Raw genomic sequence first — 15,535 nt, 5'->3', positions numbered from 1 at the left:
ATCCCGCGTAGCTCCACCAGGTTCCTGATTGAAATGAAGTACCCAGGGCAGTGCGGTGTGTATCACCCAGGCCGACCTTTGTGGGGTTATAGCTCAGCTGGGAGAGCGCTTGCATGGCATGCAAGAGGTCCGCGGTTCGATCCCGCGTAGCTCCACCACTATTTAGGATGAATGGCCGCCAGAACCATTCATTCAGTACCGAATTTGGGGTTATAGCTCAGCTGGGAGAGCGCTTGCATGGCATGCAAGAGGTCCGCGGTTCGATCCCGCGTAGCTCCACCAAATTCAGAGTGACTGTCGTCATTCGCACAAATCGGGGTTATAGCTCAGCTGGGAGAGCGCTTGCATGGCATGCAAGAGGTCCGCGGTTCGATCCCGCGTAGCTCCACCAAATTCTTGTTACAAGAAGCACAAAGGCCACCGCATAGCGGTGGCCTTTTTGTTTTCTCTGGTATTTATTTTCCCCATACTTTCCAGTCTTTCATTTACAAATCAAATGACCAAAACAGAAAAGCCCGCGAGTTCCGCGGGCTTTTGGCTGCTTTTAAGCTGCTTGCCGGTTAGCGCCGACGTCGCCAGGCCAGCGGCAACAGGGCCAGCAGGCCGAATCCCAGCGCCCCGCCACCTGAGGTGGTCGCTGTGGTTGTCGTATTTTCCTGGTCTGTGGTGGATGAACCATTGGTGGCGCTCCGCTCCGCCTTCAGGTCGATAATGACTGGATCATGATCCGAGGAGCGATACATGTTCTCGGATTTGACAAATCCACCGGAGTTTTTCTTGCCGTACTCGAAAAGCGCCATTTCATAGGAGTTGATATGCCAGTCGGAGACCTTGAGTACCCGCTTGGCCATCGCCTTGTTGGCCAGCGCATAGTCAAGGGTGCCCTGCTCCCCGTCGAAGCTGTAGGAGATCGCCTCTTTGCCGTTAAATTTGACGTTAAGATCGATCAGGCCATAGCCGGGTTGGCTGAACTGTTGGCCGTCAGTGTAGGGCGCATCCCCCAGTTCGGTTTGCTCGGTATCGGTATAGTGCAGCCCCAGATAGGTTTGCAGGCCGGTAGTGATGGGGTGTGACGGGTTGGGTACGTAGTCGGTGAGCACCCGGATAGGGTCCTCTTTGGCGTAGGAGTTAAAGTCGCCAACCAGCAGTACCTGACCCGGTAATTTGCTGACCGCATCACCCAGCGCTTTGGCGGCACTGACCCGGAACTGGTTACAGAACCCTTGCAGAGCGGTTGGGTCACTCTTGCCATCGTCCTTTTCCAGACAGCCTTCTCGCTTGGATTTCAGGTGGTTGACCACCAGGGTGAGCGGCTCGGACTCTCCTTTGACGTTAAAGGTCTGTACCAGAGAGTCCCGCTGCGAGGCTTTGCGTACCCCTGCCTCTTTTTGGACTGGCATCCGGATAATATCGGCGGCCCCTTGTGGGGTCAGCAGGGCAGGGCGATAGATAATGGCTTGGCCAATGGCGTCGGAGCCAAAGAATTTGCCTTTGTAGAGCAGCTTGCTATCCGGAATGACATAGGTGTACTGCTTGTCAGCCGGGAGCCCTTTATTGAGTTCATCGACCAGATTTTTGACCGCAGCGCCATCTTTATAGCCGTTGTTTTCAATCTCCATCAGCCCCAGCAGGTCGGCATCCATATCGAGGATGGCGTGGACGATTTTGACTCTTTGCAACTGGAACTCTTCGGCAGTAGGGGCGCCACGGTTGCATTTAGGGGTAAAAGCATCACCACAGGTCGGGTTGATATCGCCGCCGACCCCGCTGGTGAAGTAGTTCAGTACGTTGAAACTGCCCAAGCGCAGTAGGGTGCCATCCGTCCGTGCTGGTGCATGCTGACGGGGGGCTTGTCTGTCCTGAATATCGCCTGCTTTCAGCAGGGCATCCGGTGACAGGATCAGGCGCCATTTGCCATGCTCAAAGGCAACGACGCCTTGCAGTTTGGGGATCTGATCGCCTACCCGCAGATAACCGGTATCGGCATCAAGATCCGGGAACCAGGCAATTTTACCATCCTTGGCCTTGCTGTCGGTTTCAACCACCAGCTGATTATTTTGGTTGGCTTGATGTAACGCGATGGCCTCGGGGCTATTCGCTTCATACAACTGGGTCGGTTTGAGTAACGGCGCTTTGTGGGATAACACCATGTTGCTGCGTTTGGGACCGTAATCAAAGGCATAAGTACGGGTGATCCTGAGGTCGCTGGCACTGTCGAGCGCAACCAGCATCCCTTCATGCCGTTTGAGCGTCTCGGCCAGTGATTCACCCTCTCTGACCTTGAGCATGACGGGGGTCGGCGCTGCGCTGCCATCATTAATCTGAATGTTGTTGCCTACCATCCTCAGCTGTATGCCACCGAAGAAATCCTGAACTTGGGTTTCAAGACAGACTTCCGAGCCAGGTTTCAGGCCGGGTAATTTTTTTTCGGCATCAGGCAAAAAGACGAAAATACCTGCGGATTCTTGGGCATTGCCGGCCTGTGTATCGGTCAGATAAATACCCTTGGTCAACCCTTTACCAATGGCGGTGACCTGCCCTTTTACCACTCGAGTCTCGGTGCTGGTAAATCCAGAGCCTGTGGGATTGGCGGTCTCTGTCTTGGCAATGTTGCCGTTCTGATAGTCAGCGCGCAGTTGGGAGATGGGGGTGACCTGATCGGTCGGGCAGTCATAGGCGAATACAGAGGGGGATGCCAGCGCCAGCCCAATAGCAAGCGACAGCAGATTACGCGTAGCGTTCATTGTTATTCCTTTTATTATTTTGCCAGTTATTCCGTAGCCTTGAGTCTTTGCTCAAGGGGGGTGGCATTTTTGCATTTTCCTCATGTCAGACAGTGAGCCAGTGCACATTAAACAGAGTCGGTAGAGACTGTGTTTGTATTTTTATGATCCACGTAACAGTATGATTTTTTTGATAAATCAATCAATTCACCCTCAATCTCAGGATGCGTTTGGTTCAGGTGATAATTCTCTTTGAGAATAAAGATTGAGGGCGGGAAGGCACCTTTCTATACTGAGGTCGTTCCTCACGGAACCCAGGTAAAGGGCAAACCGATAGTGATGTCGGGGCGCAATGCTTCCGGTCTTGATCTTGGATCCAGATAGCGGGGTTTCCCTGGGTGAGGGTGGTTTTTGTGGCAGGTCCATTGCCAGTTGTCAGCGCCCATCATGCAGGTTGCGATTGTTCTTTGCCTTGGTGACCAATGCCAAGACAAAACAAGGAAGATAACAATATGCAACAGCTCTTCAGACCCAGCAGGCTTGCCATGCTGGTCGCCCTTGCGGCTGCGCCCGCCTGGGCTCAGGCCGCTTATCCCGCCTATAAATCCGGTACTGCCTACAAGGCTGGCGATATCGTCAGCAACGTCGGCGCCCTCTACGAGTGCAAAGAATTTCCCTACTCTGGCTGGTGCGGGGCATCCCCTTATCACTATGCGCCCGGTACCGGTGTGGTTTGGGCTGATGCCTGGAAGCCCTATGGTGGCGAGGTGCCACCCCCGGCGCTCGGCGTAGCCGTCAGCTCACCGGCTGTCGGTGCCAGTTTCAATGAAGGGGCCAGCATTGCGCTGGCGGTGACCCTGAGTGGCCCGGTGACTACGCTGGTCAAAGTCGAATACCTTGTCGACGGCAAGCTGGTCGCCACGGCGAGCGCTTCCCCCTGGAATGCCAGCTGGAGTGCCGCCGGTGTGGGTTCCCATGTCCTGAAAGCGCGGGCGCTGGATAAGGATGGCAAGGTGCTGAGCGAGGCGGATTCGAGCTTCAAGGTCGCCGCCGTGGTAGCGCCAGAGGCGCCCAAGGCGAGCATCAGCAGCCCGGCCAATGGCGCCAAGGTGACGCTGGGTCGCAGCGTGGCAGTGAGCGGCAACGTCACCGATGCCAACAACGATGTGGCCAAAGTTGAGCTGTTTGTCGATGGCAAGAAGGTGGGTGAGGACAACGCCGCCCCCTGGCAGGTCAACTGGACGCCGGATGCCAAGGGCAGTGCCGCCCTCAAGCTGGTGGCTACTGACAAGACCAATCTGAGCGGCGAGTCGGGCGCGGTGAACGTCACTGTCGAGGAGGCCGCGCTGCCGCCCTCTGGTGGCAACCTCTCCTGCGATATCCGCCAGATCTATCGTCCTGATGGCTACGAGTGCATGGGGGATGACCATGCCCGCCGGGTCATCGGCTACTTCACCTCTTGGCGCACCGGCAAGAACGGTCTGCCCGCCTATCTGGTGAGCGACATTCCGTGGAGCAAGATCACCCACATCAACTACGCCTTCGCGGCGGTGGACGAGCAGAGCCACACCATCAAAGTGGACGACGCTGCCACCAAGATGACCTGGGATGGTGTGCCGGGTGCCGAGATGGATCCGGAGTTCGCCTACAAGGGCCACTTCAACCTGCTGTCGAAGTTCAAGAAGCAGTATCCGGACGTGAAGACCCTCATCTCGGTCGGGGGCTGGGCCGATACGCGCGGCTTCTATACCGCCACCACCAAGGGTGATTGTTCGGTCAACACCGATGGCATCAATGCGCTTGCCAGCTCGGCGGTGAGCTTTATCCGTCAGTACGGTTTTGACGGGGTCGATATCGACTACGAATACCCCACCTCGATGAAGGATGCGGGCAACCCCAACGACTTCCCGCTCTCCAACCAGTGCCGCGGCAAGTTGTTTGCCAACTACAAGGTGATGATGCAGACCCTGCGCAGCAAGCTGGATGCGGCGGGCAGCGAGGACGGCCGCAAGTACATGCTCACCATCGCCTCGCCAGCGTCCGCCTATCTGCTGCGTGGGATGGAGAACTTCCAGGTCACCCAGTACCTCGACTATGTCAACCTGATGACCTACGACTTCCACGGTGCCTGGAACCACTTTGTCGGCCACAACGCCGCTCTGTTTGATAACAAGGCTGATGGAGAGTTGGCCAACTGGGGTGTCTATACCCAGAAAGAGTTTGGTGGCATCGGCTATCTCAACGCCGCCTGGTCTGCCCACTACTTCCGTGGTGCGCTGGCGGCCGGCAAGATCAACGTGGGGGTGCCCTATTACACCCGCGGTTGGCAGGGGGTCAGCGGTGGCACTCACGGTCTGGGTGGCAAGGCAGCACTGCCGAGCCAGAGCGATTGTCAGCCGGGTACCGGTGGCGGCACCATTCCGTGCGGTAACGGGGCGGTCGGCATTGACAACATCTGGCACGATCTGGACAAGAACGGCAAGGAGATCGGCGGTGGCGCCGTCCCCATGTGGCATGCCAAGAACCTGGAACACGCAGCCAGCCTCGGCATCACTACACTGCCGAGCTACGGCACCGCCTGGGGTCTGGATCCCAACAACCCCGCCCACGTGATGCAAGGCAAGTATGTGCGTTACTACGATGACAAGGCCCACGCGCCCTGGTTGTGGAACGAAGAGAAGAAAGTGTTCCTCTCTACCGAAGATGAAGAGTCAATGGGCCACAAGCTCGACTACATCATCAACCGTGGTCTGGGCGGGGTGATGTTCTGGGAGATGGCGGGCGACTACGCTTTCGATCCTGCCAAGAACGAGTACGGGATGGGGGATACCCTGACCACCCTCGCCTACGACAAGTTCGCCAAGGCGACCAAGTACAACACCAAACAGAACGATCTGGCAGCGCCAGCGGCCCAGCTCGACATCGCGGTGAGCCTCTCCGGCTTCAAGGATGGTGACTCCAACTATCCGATCAACCCGACCCTCAAGCTCACCAACAACTCGACCCAGACCATTCCGGGCGGTGCCCGCATCGAGTTCCTGGTGCCGACCTCTACCTCTGACACCATCACCGACCAGAGCGGGATGGGGCTGAAAGTGGTGGAGAGCGGTGGTAACCAGAACTCCGACGGCATTGCCAATGAGAAGGACTTCCACAAGGTAGGGCTGACCCTGCCAACCTGGAAAGCCTGGACGCCGGGTACCGATGTGGAAGTGGCGATGACCTACTATCTGCCGGCCGCCGGCGTGCCGAGCGGCATCCGTATTATCAGCGGTAGCCAGATTGCGGGTCTCAAGGCCGAGTTCCCGACCCTGCCGGAGGCCGTACTGGGTTCAGGTGGCGGTGAGGGCGGTGTAACTTGCAGCAGCCAGAACATCAATCCGGCAGCCTACAAGGCTTACCCGAGTTGGCCACAGGGAGATCATGCCAATGGCGGCGATCGCATCACCCACAACAAGGTGGTGTGGCAGGCCAACTGGTGGACCAGCAGCGAGCCTAAAGCGGGCGATGGCAGCTGGAAATCCGTATGTAGCTATTGATCTTGAAATCAATGAGATAAGTGGGGCTTCGGCCCCACTTTTTTTGTCTGATTGGTCGAGCTGGTTGAAAATGCGCCTGCCTTTCCTGGCAGGCTGACTCTATAATAGAGTCGATTAATAATCAGATGGATGTCAGCATATGGCGAGCATATTGGATTCAGTTGATCAACGCACTCAACTGGTGGGGGAAAACCGCCTGGAGTTGCTGATGTTCCGTCTCGGCACCCGCCAGATGTTTGCTATCAACGTCTTCAAGGTGCGGGAGGTGGTCAAGCTGCCTCACCTTAGCAAAATGCCGGGTTCCCACCACAATATCAGTGGGGTGGCCAACATCCGCGGCACCTCGATCCCGGTGATCAACCTGCGCAGCGCCATCGGTATGCGCCCCATGCCCATCGACAGTGAATCCAACCTCATCATCACCGAGTACAACCGCACCATTCAGGGCTTTCTGGTGGGGCAGGTGGCCAATATCGTCAACATGACCTGGAAGGATATTCTGCCGCCGCCGCGCTCTGCCGGGCGCGCCAACTACCTCACCGCCATCACCCGCATCCCGGAAGACGGGGTCGATCAGATCGTCGAGATCATCGACGTGGAGAAGGTGCTGGCGGAGATCATCACCTATGACATCCGGATCTCCGAAGAGGTGCTGGATCGGGAGATCCTGCCCGAGATGCATGGCCGCAAGGTGCTGATCGTCGATGACTCCAGCACCGCCCGCAATCAGGTGCGCGAGACCCTGGGGCAGCTGGGGCTTGAGGTTATCGAGTGTCAGGATGGCTTGCAGGCGCTGACCCTGCTCAAGGGGTGGTGCGATGCTGGCAAGAAGGTGACCGACGAGATCCTGCTGATGATCACCGATGCCGAGATGCCGGAGATGGACGGCTACCGCCTGACCCACGAGGTGCGCAGCGATCCGCGCATGTCCGATCTCTTTATCACCCTCAACACCTCCCTGAGCGGCAACTTCAACGAAGCCATGGTCAAGAAGGTAGGGTGCGACCGCTTTATCTCCAAGTTTCAGCCCGACCTGCTGGTGGGGGTTGCGCAGGAGCGGCTGCGTCAGGTGCTGGAAAACTGAGAAGCAGCCTGCCCAGCCATTCTCAATCAATCACAAAACATCCCGCTTCGGCGGGATGTTTTGTTTTGGGATATTGGCGGCGGATTGGCATCACTGATTGGCTGTGCTGGGGCGCCACTGAGATGTTATCTGCCAGCCAGACCATGGCAAAACATCCTGTTTTGGCGGGATGTTTGTTTATGGGATATTGGCTCAGAGAGGCGGGTTTATTGGCTGAGCAGCGGCTCCATAAAACGGGCAACTTTATCGCGGATCTGGGGCTGTGCCGCCGGGGTGGGATGAATGCCATCGTTCATCATAAGTTCAGGGCGCAGCGCAATATCATCCATGAAGAAGGGGAGCAGCGGCAGATCGTTGATCTGGGCCAGCTCCGGGAAGATCTGCTCGAACTGGCGCAGGTAGCGGGCACCGTAGTTGCGGGGCAGCTGGATCTGGGTCAACACCACACGGGTCTGCTGCTCCTTGGCGAGTGCGATCATACTGGCCAGATTCTGGCGGGTAATGGTCGGCGCGAAGCCGCGCAGGCCGTCGTTGCCCCCCAGTTCGATCAGCAGCCAGTCCGGTTTGTGCTCTTTCAGCAGGGCGGGCAGACGGGCCAGCGCCCCTTGCGTCGTTTCACCGCTGATGCTGGCGTTGAGCAGGGTGTGCTTGCCCCCCTCATCTTGCCATTTCTGGTTGAGCAGGGCGGGCCAGCTCTGCTCAACCTGCATCTGATACCCGGCGCTCAGGCTGTCTCCCAGCACCAGCAGGGTCTGGGCCTGAACCGACGAGAGCAGGCTGCCAAGGCCAACGAACAAGGCAAACAGAATACGCACCATCAATTCAACTCCCGCTATGGATTGCCATCAAGGGATTGGAACAAAGGACACAGAGCATGAGTTCAACCCCCATTATTGTCGTTAAGGGCCTCGGCAAATCGGTTCGCCTTGGCCAGGAAAGCCTCACCATCCTTGAAGGGATCGATCTGCAAGTCAATAGCGGCGAGACGGTGGCTCTGGTCGGCGCCTCCGGCTCCGGCAAGTCCACCCTGCTGGGGCTGCTGGCCGGGCTCGATCTGCCGAGTCAGGGGGATATCGAAATCCTCGGCAAATCTCTCGGCGAGCTGGATGAAGAGGGGCGGGCCCGATTGCGCGCCGAGCAGATCGGCTTTGTGTTCCAGTCGTTCCTGCTGCTTCCGACCATGACGGCGCTCGAGAATGTGATGCTGCCCGCCGAGCTGCGCGGTGAGCGCCATTGCGAGCCAAGAGCCCGCGAGCTGCTGGCGGCGGTCGGGCTTGGCGAGCGGTTGCACCATCTGCCGCCAAGGCTCTCCGGCGGTGAGCAGCAGCGGGTGGCCATCGCCCGCGCCTTTATGACCCGCCCCAGCCTGCTGTTGGCAGACGAGCCGACCGGCAACCTCGACAGCAAGACCGGCGAGAAGGTGATTGAGCTGCTGTTTGAACTCAATCGCAAGCACGGCACCACCCTGGTGGTGGTAACCCATGACCATCAGCTGGCCGAGCGTTGCCAGCGGCAGGTGGTCATGACGGCGGGCAGGCTGGATCGCGAGGTGGCCCATGGTGTGGTGTAACGGGGTGAGTTGTGGGTCAGGCGGGAGATGCAAGGGATGATGCAGTGGCGATTGGGATGGCGACTGCTTCGCCGGGAAGGGGTCAGCGGTGAACTGCGCTGGTTTGTGCTGGCGCTGGCCCTGAGCGTGGCGTGCGTCTTGAGTGTGGCGCTGGTAGCGGATCGGCTCGATGCCGGCCTCAAGGCGTCGGGCCGTGATTTTATCGGGGCGGATCGGGTGCTGCGCACCGCTGCCGCCTTGCCGGATGGCTGGCTGGCCCGAGCGAAACAGGAGGGGTTGGCGGTGCAGAGCACCGTCAGCTTCAACAGCATGCTGTTTCACGGCGATGCGCTGCAGCTCGCCTCCATTCGGGCGGTGCCTGACGGTTTCCCCTTCTACGGCAAGCTGGAGCTGACCCCGGCGCGAGCCCCGGCCCCCGGCGAGATCTGGCTCTCCGCCCGGGTGATGCAGCTGCTGCAGGCCAAAACGGGGGATGAGCTTGAGGTGGGCAATACGGTGCTCAAGGTGGCCGGTCTGCTTGGCGAGGAGCCGGATCAGGGCTTCAGCCCCTTCCTGCTGGCGCCACGGGCGCTGATCCACAGTGCCGATATCGAGGCGACCGGCGCCCTGCTGCCGGGCAGTCGTCAGCAGTGGCGCTATCTGTTCAAGGGGTCGCGGGAGTCGCTGGCCCGTTACGAACAGTGGCTGCGGCCACAACTGCAGGCCGGACAGAAGTGGATTAAACCGGATGACAGTAAATCCAGCGTGGGCCGCTCGCTGGCCAATGCCGAGCGTTTCTTCCGGCTTGCCTCGCTGAGTGGAGTGCTGCTGGGGGCGCTGGCGATGGGTATCGCGGTGCGCCACTTTGCCGAGCGCCAGACCAATATGGTGGCGCTGCTCAAAACGCTGGGGGCATCTCGTGCCAGCCTGTGGCAGCTGATGAGTGTACTGCTGCTGTCGCTGACGCTGATTGGTGCGCTGCTGGGGCTGGTGGCGGGCACCGCCATGCAGTGGCTTACCTTGCAACTATTGGGGGAGCTGTTGCCGCCGGATCTGCCGCCCCCCTCCTGGCGCCCCTTTGCCCTGGGGGTAGCGGTGGCGCTCTTTATCACCCTGCTGCTCGCCTTTGTGCCCTTCTTGCGGCTGTTGAAAGTGCCGCCGCTGCGGGTATTGCGCCGGGAGCTGGAGGCGGGCATTCCCCCCTGGCTGGCCCTGCCGGTCGGGTTGCTCGGGCTGTTTGCGCTGGTGTGGGGGTTCACTGCCGATGTGCGGCTGGCTTTGGGTCTGGTGGGTGGCATGGGATTGCTGATGGGGCTGCTGGCCCTGTTTGCTGCGCTGATGTTGCGGCTGGGGGCAAGGGTAAGCGGGCCTCATGCTTTGCGGTTGGCGCTGGCCCACCTGTCGCGCGAGCGCAGCAGTGGCCTGTTTCAGCTGGCGGGTTTTGCGCTGGCGCTGATGCTGTTTGGCCTGCTCTGGGCGGCCCGTGTCGATCTGCTGGATGAGTTTTCTGCCCGCCTGCCCGCCGATGCGCCAAACCGCTTTCTGGTCAATGTGACCGAGAGCGAGCGGGAGGGGCTCCTCGGCGAATTGGTTTCGGCAGGGGCCACCACCTCCGATTTCTATCCCATGGTGCGCGGCAGGCTGACCCATATCGCCGGCGAGGCGGTGGGTGAGGGGGCCCGCAGCGGCCGCGAGGGGGTCGATCGGGAGCTCAACTTCACCACCACGGTCACCCTGCCAGCCGACAACAAGCTGGTGGCCGGGAGATGGCTCTCCGGCCCCGGCGAGGTATCGGTGGATAGCGAGCTGGCCAAGCGGCTCGATATCAAGTTGGGGGATATGCTCGCGTTTACCATCGAGGGGCGCAGTTTCGGGGCGCAGGTCACCAGTCTGCGCAACATCAAATGGGACAATATGCGCCCCAACTTCTACATGATCTTCTCCCCCGATCTGCTGGCCTCATTCTCCCAGACCTGGATCGGTAGCTACCGATTGCCCGAGGCGGGGCGCACTGCCGAGGTGGAGCTGATCCGCCGTCACCCCACGGTGAGCCTGATCGATGTGGATGACCTGATTGCGCGGCTCACTCAGGTATCGGAGCAGGTGAGCCGGGCATTGGCTCTGATGCTGGGGCTGGTGACGGTGGCGGCGCTGCTGGTGCTGCTGACCCAGACCCAGGCCTGCATGGCCCAGCGTCGGCGCGAGCTGTTGCTGATGCGCACCTTGGGTGCCAGCAGCAACCTGCTGAAACAGATGCTGCGTTGGGAGCTGGTGGCCAGTGGCGCGCTGGCGGGACTCTGCGCGGCCATGGTGGTGGAGCTCTGCTCCTTTGGCCTGCAGTGGTGGTGGTTCGAGGGGCTGTGGCAGTTCCACTGGGCCATCTGGCTCGGCCTGCCGACGCTGGGGGCGTTGTTGGTGGCGCTGGCTGGGCAGGGGATGCAGCGTCAATTGCTGGCTGGCACCCTCAGCGATCGGCTGCGGGGTCTGGGTCAGGGGTTATTGTAATCCCGACAGTGCGAACCGATGCCACCACATGGCGCCATCGACCACCCACTATCACCTACAAGCAAGCAGCCCGGCCATTGGCTGGGCTGCTTGCTATGCGAGGTGTTGGCGAGTGGGCTAAGCGAGCTAACGGGGCTCGCGCAGCAGATTGGTGAGGGCACTCGGCAGCTCGGGATAGCTGAAGTGAAAACCGGCCTGTTGCAGCCGGGCTGGCAGCACTTTTTGTCCAGTCAGCAGCAGATCCGCCGCTTCCCCCATCACCAGTTGCAGCAGCGGTGCCGGGACGAAAAAGAGGTGCGGACGGTGCAGCGTGGCGGCCAGGGTCTGGCTGAACTCCCGATTACTGACCGGATGAGGTGCGGTTCCGTTGAAGATGCCGCTGCACTCTTCGTGCTCCAGCAGGAACAGCATGGCGCGCACCAGATCCTGCACATGGATCCAGCTCATCATCTGGCTGCCAGACCCCATTGGGCCGCCGAGCCCGAGTCGATAGGGGGGGAGCATTTTGGGCAGCGCCCCCCCATCCATGCCGAGCACCAGTCCAATCCGCACGATGCAGACCCGGGTCTGGCTGCTCTGGGCCTCCTGCGCCAAGGTCTCCCACTGCTGGCAGAGCTGGTGGGTAAACTCGTCGCTGGGAGAGCGGCACTGCTCGTCGAGGGTTTCGGTGCCCTGTCTGCCATACCAGCCGATGGCGGAGGCATTGATCAGCACCTTGGGCGGCGTGCTGGAGAGCTTGATGAGATCCACCAGTTGCTCGGTCAGCAGCCAGCGGCTATCGCAGAGCAGCTGTTTGCGCGACTCGCTCCAGCGTCCGGCGGCGATGGGCTCACCCGCCAGATTGATCACTGCATCCACGTCATTGAGGTCATCGAGCCGGTCGAGGCTATCCAATACCTTGATATCGTGCCCCAGCAGGGAGTAGGCGTGGCTGCCTTGCCGACTCAGCACCACCACCTCGTGATTGACCTTGAGATGGGCGACCAGACGGCGGCCGATAAAGCCGGTTCCTCCGGTAATAAGTATCTTCATGCGGCGCTCTCCTGCGGACGTTTGTTCTACTCTAATGGCCTCGTCCCGGATCAACAAGCAGGGTTCCCGGGCGGGTGATGCACAGCTTCAGACTGTTAACCGCATAATGCGTGTTAAATAAGTTGTTAAACAATAGATTGAATTGATTGATTTTTGTTGGGTGGACATTTGTTGCTCAATCGCTATTATGGCGACCCTTCGCGCTGTCCACCGGGGCTGTCACCACTCATTTGTGCATCAAAGAGGCCGCCATGCCATTTCGTCGTTTGAAATTTCGCCAGCTTTACTCGAGGATTTTGGTGGCGCTGCTGATGGGGGGTGGGATCCTGCTGCTGGGCGTCGTTGCTGTCATCTGGCAGACGGTGACGGAGATAGAGCGTGATGCCGAGTCACGGTTGCAGCGTGCCCAGATGATGTTTGATCGCTCCATCGGCCATGCCCGGCAAGCAGCCATCAATGTGGAGGGGATGCTTGGTCACCCCTGTCAGGAGGCGGCACAACTGCTGCGCGAACAGGTGGCCACGGTTCCCGATGTCCGTTCCGCCAATCTGGCTGTCGGCAGTCGCATCTACTGTACCTCGCTCTATGGTGACTACGATGGCCCTTTCAATCCGGACAACTATGTGGAAGGCAAGCTGCAACTGCTGCCGGGCAATGAGGTCACACCGGATCGCCCGCTGATCGTGCTGCGTCATGAGACGGACAAGGGGAGTGTGCTGATCGGTGTGGATGGCTACTACCTGCGCAATACCCTGGATATCTCCAGCAAGAACTCCCCGATGGCTCTGGTGGTGGGGCAGAAGGCACTGTTTGGCTCAGGTCAGGTCGGGGCGGCGCCCTCTCCGGCAGAAGAGGGCTATATCGCCCTCTCTTCGGTCGGTTTCCCTTATCAGGTTGTCACCCAGGTGACAGTGCATGACTACTTGAGCCACGCATGGCGCTACTCCAGAGACACCTTGATCCTCTCTCCGCTGCTGGCGCTGCTGATAGGATTCGGCACCTTCAGGCTGATGGGGCGTAGCAGCTCACCATCGGAGGAGCTCAAGCGGGCGTTGATCGAGGAGGAGTTTATCCCCTACCTGCAGCCGGTGGTCACCGGTGAGGATGAGCAATGGCGTGGCTGTGAGGTGCTGATGCGCTGGCAGCATCCCAAACAGGGGATGATCTCGCCGGATCGCTTTATTCCGCTGGCGGAAGATAGCGGGCTGATTGTGCCCATGACCAGCCTGTTGATGGCTCAGGTGCGTGACCACTTCTCCCCTCATGCCCGCAAGTTGCCAGCAAAGTTTCATTTTTGCTTCAATATCAGCGCCAAGCACTTTCAGGATCTCGACCTGTTGGCTGACTGCAAGGCGTTTCTCCACGCGTTTAAGGACAATCCCGTTGATTTGGGGCTAGAGCTGACTGAGCGGGAACTGCTGGTGGCTGATGAGACGACCGCTCAGATGTTTTCCGAATTGCGCAAACTGGGCGTGTTGATCTCGATCGATGACTTTGGCACCGGTCACTCCAGCCTGACCTATCTGCAACAGTTTCAGGTCGATGCACTCAAGATTGACCGGAGCTTTGTGGAGATGATTGGCACAGATGCACTCTCCAGCCATATCGTTGAAAACGTGATTGATCTGGCGAAGCGACTGGAATTGATCCTGATCGCGGAGGGGGTCGAGAAGCAGTCTCAGGCGGACTACCTGCGGGCTCGCCACGTTGACTATCTGCAAGGGTATCTCTATGGTCGCCCCATCCCGATGAAGCAGTTCCGCAAGACTCTGTTTGGCTGATGGGTTGAGTGGGCGGCATAAAAAAACCAGCGATCTTTCGCTGGTTTTTTGTTGGTGCCGTTTGGCTTGGGCGATCAGAGCATGCGCTGGAGGGCGCGGGCCAAGCGTTTGACCCCCTCCTCGATGGTCGCTTCATCGACGCAGGAGAAGCTCAGGCGCAAGGTGTTCTTGATCTCGGGACGCACATAGAAGGGGGCGCCGGGCACGAAGGCCACCTTCTCCTTGATCGCCTCGTCAAACAGCGCCATGGCACTGATGTGGGCAGGCAGGGTCAGCCAGAGGAACATGCCCCCTTCGGGTCTGGTGTAGCTGACGCCGGGCGGGCAGTGGCGGGCCAGAGCGGCCTCCATAGCGGCGCGCTGACGGCCATAGACCTCCTTGATCTTCTCCAGATGGGCATCGAGGGAGTTATCCATCAGGAAACGATGCAGTACCTGCTGGCTGAAGGCGTTGCTGTGCAGGTCGGTGGCCTGCTTGGCGATGGTCACCTTCTTGCGCAGCCACTCCGGCATCACCATCCAGCCGAGGCGGAAGGCAGGGACGACGGTCTTGGAGAAGGAGCCGAGCAGTACGGTATTGTTGGGCGCCAGCTTGGCAATCGGGGGCAGATGCTCCCCTTCGAAACGCAGCTCGCCGTAGGGATCATCTTCCACCATCAATAGCTCGTGGCTGACCAGTCGCTCCGCCAGCGCCTCGCGGTTGGCACGGCTGTAGGAGACGCCGCTCGGGTTCTGGAAGTTGGGCACGCCGTAGAGCAGCTTGGCATTGGAGCCGCTTGCCAGCAGCGCATCCAGCGCCGCCAGGTCCAGCCCGGCTTCCCCGAGGGTAATCGGCTTGAAGGTGGGCTGGTAGACAGAGAAGGCCTGAATGGCACCAAGATAGCCCGGCTCCTCAATAATCAGATCCTGACCCTCGTTGATCAGCACCTTGCCCAGCAGATCCAGCGCTTGCTGGGAGCCACTGGTGATGAGGATATTGTCCGGATTGACCTGCATGCCGTGGCGGGTCAGATAGCGGTCGGCAATATATTGGCGCAGCGGGGCGAAGCCCTCGGTCGCGGCATATTGCAGGGCTGCAGCCCCTTGCTCGCGCAGTACATCCTGGCAGGCCTGATCGATCGCCTTGACCGGAAACAGGTGGGGATTGGGCAGGCCACCGGCGAAGGAGATGATCTCCGGATTGGCGGCAACTTTGAGGATTTCACGGATAAAGGAAGGTTCGACCTTCTCGAAGCGCTGGGCAAAAAACGGCTGCATAGACAATTCTCTCGGCATGTGGGCGGTCGCTCCATTCGACCGCCAGGTTATCCGTTTGTATCAGAT

At 59.6% G+C, this 15,535-nt stretch carries 9 protein-coding genes, 3 tRNA genes and 1 riboswitch; of the genes, 8 read left to right on the top strand and 4 right to left on the bottom strand.

The window, feature by feature from the left end; genetic code table 11:
• Nucleotides 1-82: 82 nt before the first annotated feature.
• The 3 genes from LD28_RS0109820 to LD28_RS0109810 all read left to right on the top strand — a co-directional run bounded on the left by LD28_RS0109820 (nt 83) and on the right by LD28_RS0109810 (nt 391).
• A tRNA-Ala gene (locus LD28_RS0109820) sits at nt 83-158 on the top strand.
• 48 nt (nt 159-206) lie between these two features.
• Nucleotides 207-282: transfer RNA gene (locus LD28_RS0109815), tRNA-Ala, on the top strand.
• Between the two features lie 33 nt (nt 283-315).
• Nucleotides 316-391, top strand: a tRNA-Ala gene (locus tag LD28_RS0109810).
• 169 nt (nt 392-560) lie between these two features.
• Here the strand turns inward: LD28_RS0109810 and LD28_RS0109805 are convergent.
• Complete coding sequence (locus LD28_RS0109805) at nt 561-2,744, bottom strand: ExeM/NucH family extracellular endonuclease (protein WP_033136792.1); 2,184 nt, start codon at nt 2,742-2,744, stop codon at nt 561-563.
• Nucleotides 2,745-3,037: 293 nt separating this feature from the next.
• Nucleotides 3,038-3,120, top strand: a riboswitch (cyclic di-GMP riboswitch).
• A gap of 115 nt (nt 3,121-3,235) precedes the next feature.
• On the opposite strand from LD28_RS0109805, the gene LD28_RS0109800 reads away from it, so the two are divergent.
• Nucleotides 3,236-6,262 (top strand): glycosyl hydrolase family 18 protein, encoded by a 3,027-nt coding sequence (locus tag LD28_RS0109800; protein WP_050514290.1) that lies wholly within the window; start codon nt 3,236-3,238, stop codon nt 6,260-6,262.
• A 139-nt stretch (nt 6,263-6,401) separates the two neighbouring features.
• The gene (locus LD28_RS0109795) at nt 6,402-7,346 is read left to right on the top strand and encodes a chemotaxis protein CheV (protein WP_033136791.1); all 945 of its coding nucleotides are present in this window, start codon (nt 6,402-6,404) and stop codon (nt 7,344-7,346) included.
• Between the two features lie 206 nt (nt 7,347-7,552).
• Here LD28_RS0109795 and LD28_RS0109790 read toward each other — a convergent pair whose 3' ends face one another.
• Nucleotides 7,553-8,164: an arylesterase gene (locus LD28_RS0109790; protein ID WP_033136790.1), complete on the bottom strand. Its 612-nt coding sequence runs from the start codon at nt 8,162-8,164 to the stop codon at nt 7,553-7,555.
• Nucleotides 8,165-8,220: 56 nt separating this feature from the next.
• Here LD28_RS0109790 and LD28_RS0109785 point away from each other — a divergent pair, with 56 nt between their 5' ends.
• Together LD28_RS0109785 and LD28_RS0109780 are read left to right on the top strand one after the other, a co-directional pair.
• Entirely contained in the window at nt 8,221-8,916 is a 696-nt protein-coding gene (locus LD28_RS0109785; protein WP_033136789.1) for an ABC transporter ATP-binding protein, read from the top strand.
• Between the two features lie 36 nt (nt 8,917-8,952).
• Complete coding sequence (locus tag LD28_RS0109780; RefSeq protein WP_033136788.1) at nt 8,953-11,400, top strand: ABC transporter permease; 2,448 nt, start codon at nt 8,953-8,955, stop codon at nt 11,398-11,400.
• Nucleotides 11,401-11,526: 126 nt separating this feature from the next.
• Here the strand turns inward: LD28_RS0109780 and LD28_RS0109775 are convergent, their stop codons facing one another.
• The gene (locus tag LD28_RS0109775) at nt 11,527-12,432 is read right to left on the bottom strand and encodes a TIGR01777 family oxidoreductase (protein WP_033136787.1); all 906 of its coding nucleotides are present in this window, start codon (nt 12,430-12,432) and stop codon (nt 11,527-11,529) included.
• Nucleotides 12,433-12,683: 251 nt separating this feature from the next.
• Between LD28_RS0109775 and LD28_RS0109770 the strand changes: the two genes are divergently transcribed.
• On the top strand, nt 12,684-14,213 hold the full coding sequence (locus LD28_RS0109770) for an EAL domain-containing protein (RefSeq protein ID WP_033136786.1): 1,530 nt from the start codon (nt 12,684-12,686) through the stop codon (nt 14,211-14,213).
• 74 nt (nt 14,214-14,287) lie between these two features.
• Here LD28_RS0109770 and LD28_RS0109765 read toward each other — a convergent pair whose 3' ends face one another.
• Complete coding sequence (locus LD28_RS0109765; protein WP_033136785.1) at nt 14,288-15,469, bottom strand: aminotransferase-like domain-containing protein; 1,182 nt, start codon at nt 15,467-15,469, stop codon at nt 14,288-14,290.
• Nucleotides 15,470-15,535: the final 66 nt, after the last annotated feature.

Origin of the sequence: Aeromonas finlandensis, from assembly GCF_000764645.1 — a bacterium.
Taxonomy (GTDB): Bacteria; Pseudomonadota; Gammaproteobacteria; order Enterobacterales; family Aeromonadaceae; genus Aeromonas; species Aeromonas finlandensis.
Note: the sequence above shows the minus strand (reverse complement) of the source record. Positions and strands in the feature narration are given on the sequence as shown.

Bases quoted from the DNA above. Each gene is read 5' to 3' on its own strand.
- LD28_RS0109805 (WP_033136792.1), bottom strand. From the start codon at position 2,744: ATGAACGCTACGCGTAATCTGCTGTCGCTTGCTATTGGGCTGGCGCTG.
- LD28_RS0109800 (WP_050514290.1), top strand. From the start codon at position 3,236: ATGCAACAGCTCTTCAGACCCAGCAGGCTTGCCATGCTGGTCGCCCTT.
- LD28_RS0109795 (WP_033136791.1), top strand. From the start codon at position 6,402: ATGGCGAGCATATTGGATTCAGTTGATCAACGCACTCAACTGGTGGGG.
- LD28_RS0109790 (WP_033136790.1), bottom strand. From the start codon at position 8,164: ATGGTGCGTATTCTGTTTGCCTTGTTCGTTGGCCTTGGCAGCCTGCTC.
- LD28_RS0109785 (WP_033136789.1), top strand. From the start codon at position 8,221: ATGAGTTCAACCCCCATTATTGTCGTTAAGGGCCTCGGCAAATCGGTT.
- LD28_RS0109780 (WP_033136788.1), top strand. From the start codon at position 8,953: ATGATGCAGTGGCGATTGGGATGGCGACTGCTTCGCCGGGAAGGGGTC.
- LD28_RS0109775 (WP_033136787.1), bottom strand. From the start codon at position 12,432: ATGAAGATACTTATTACCGGAGGAACCGGCTTTATCGGCCGCCGTCTG.
- LD28_RS0109770 (WP_033136786.1), top strand. From the start codon at position 12,684: ATGCCATTTCGTCGTTTGAAATTTCGCCAGCTTTACTCGAGGATTTTG.
- LD28_RS0109765 (WP_033136785.1), bottom strand. From the start codon at position 15,469: ATGCAGCCGTTTTTTGCCCAGCGCTTCGAGAAGGTCGAACCTTCCTTT.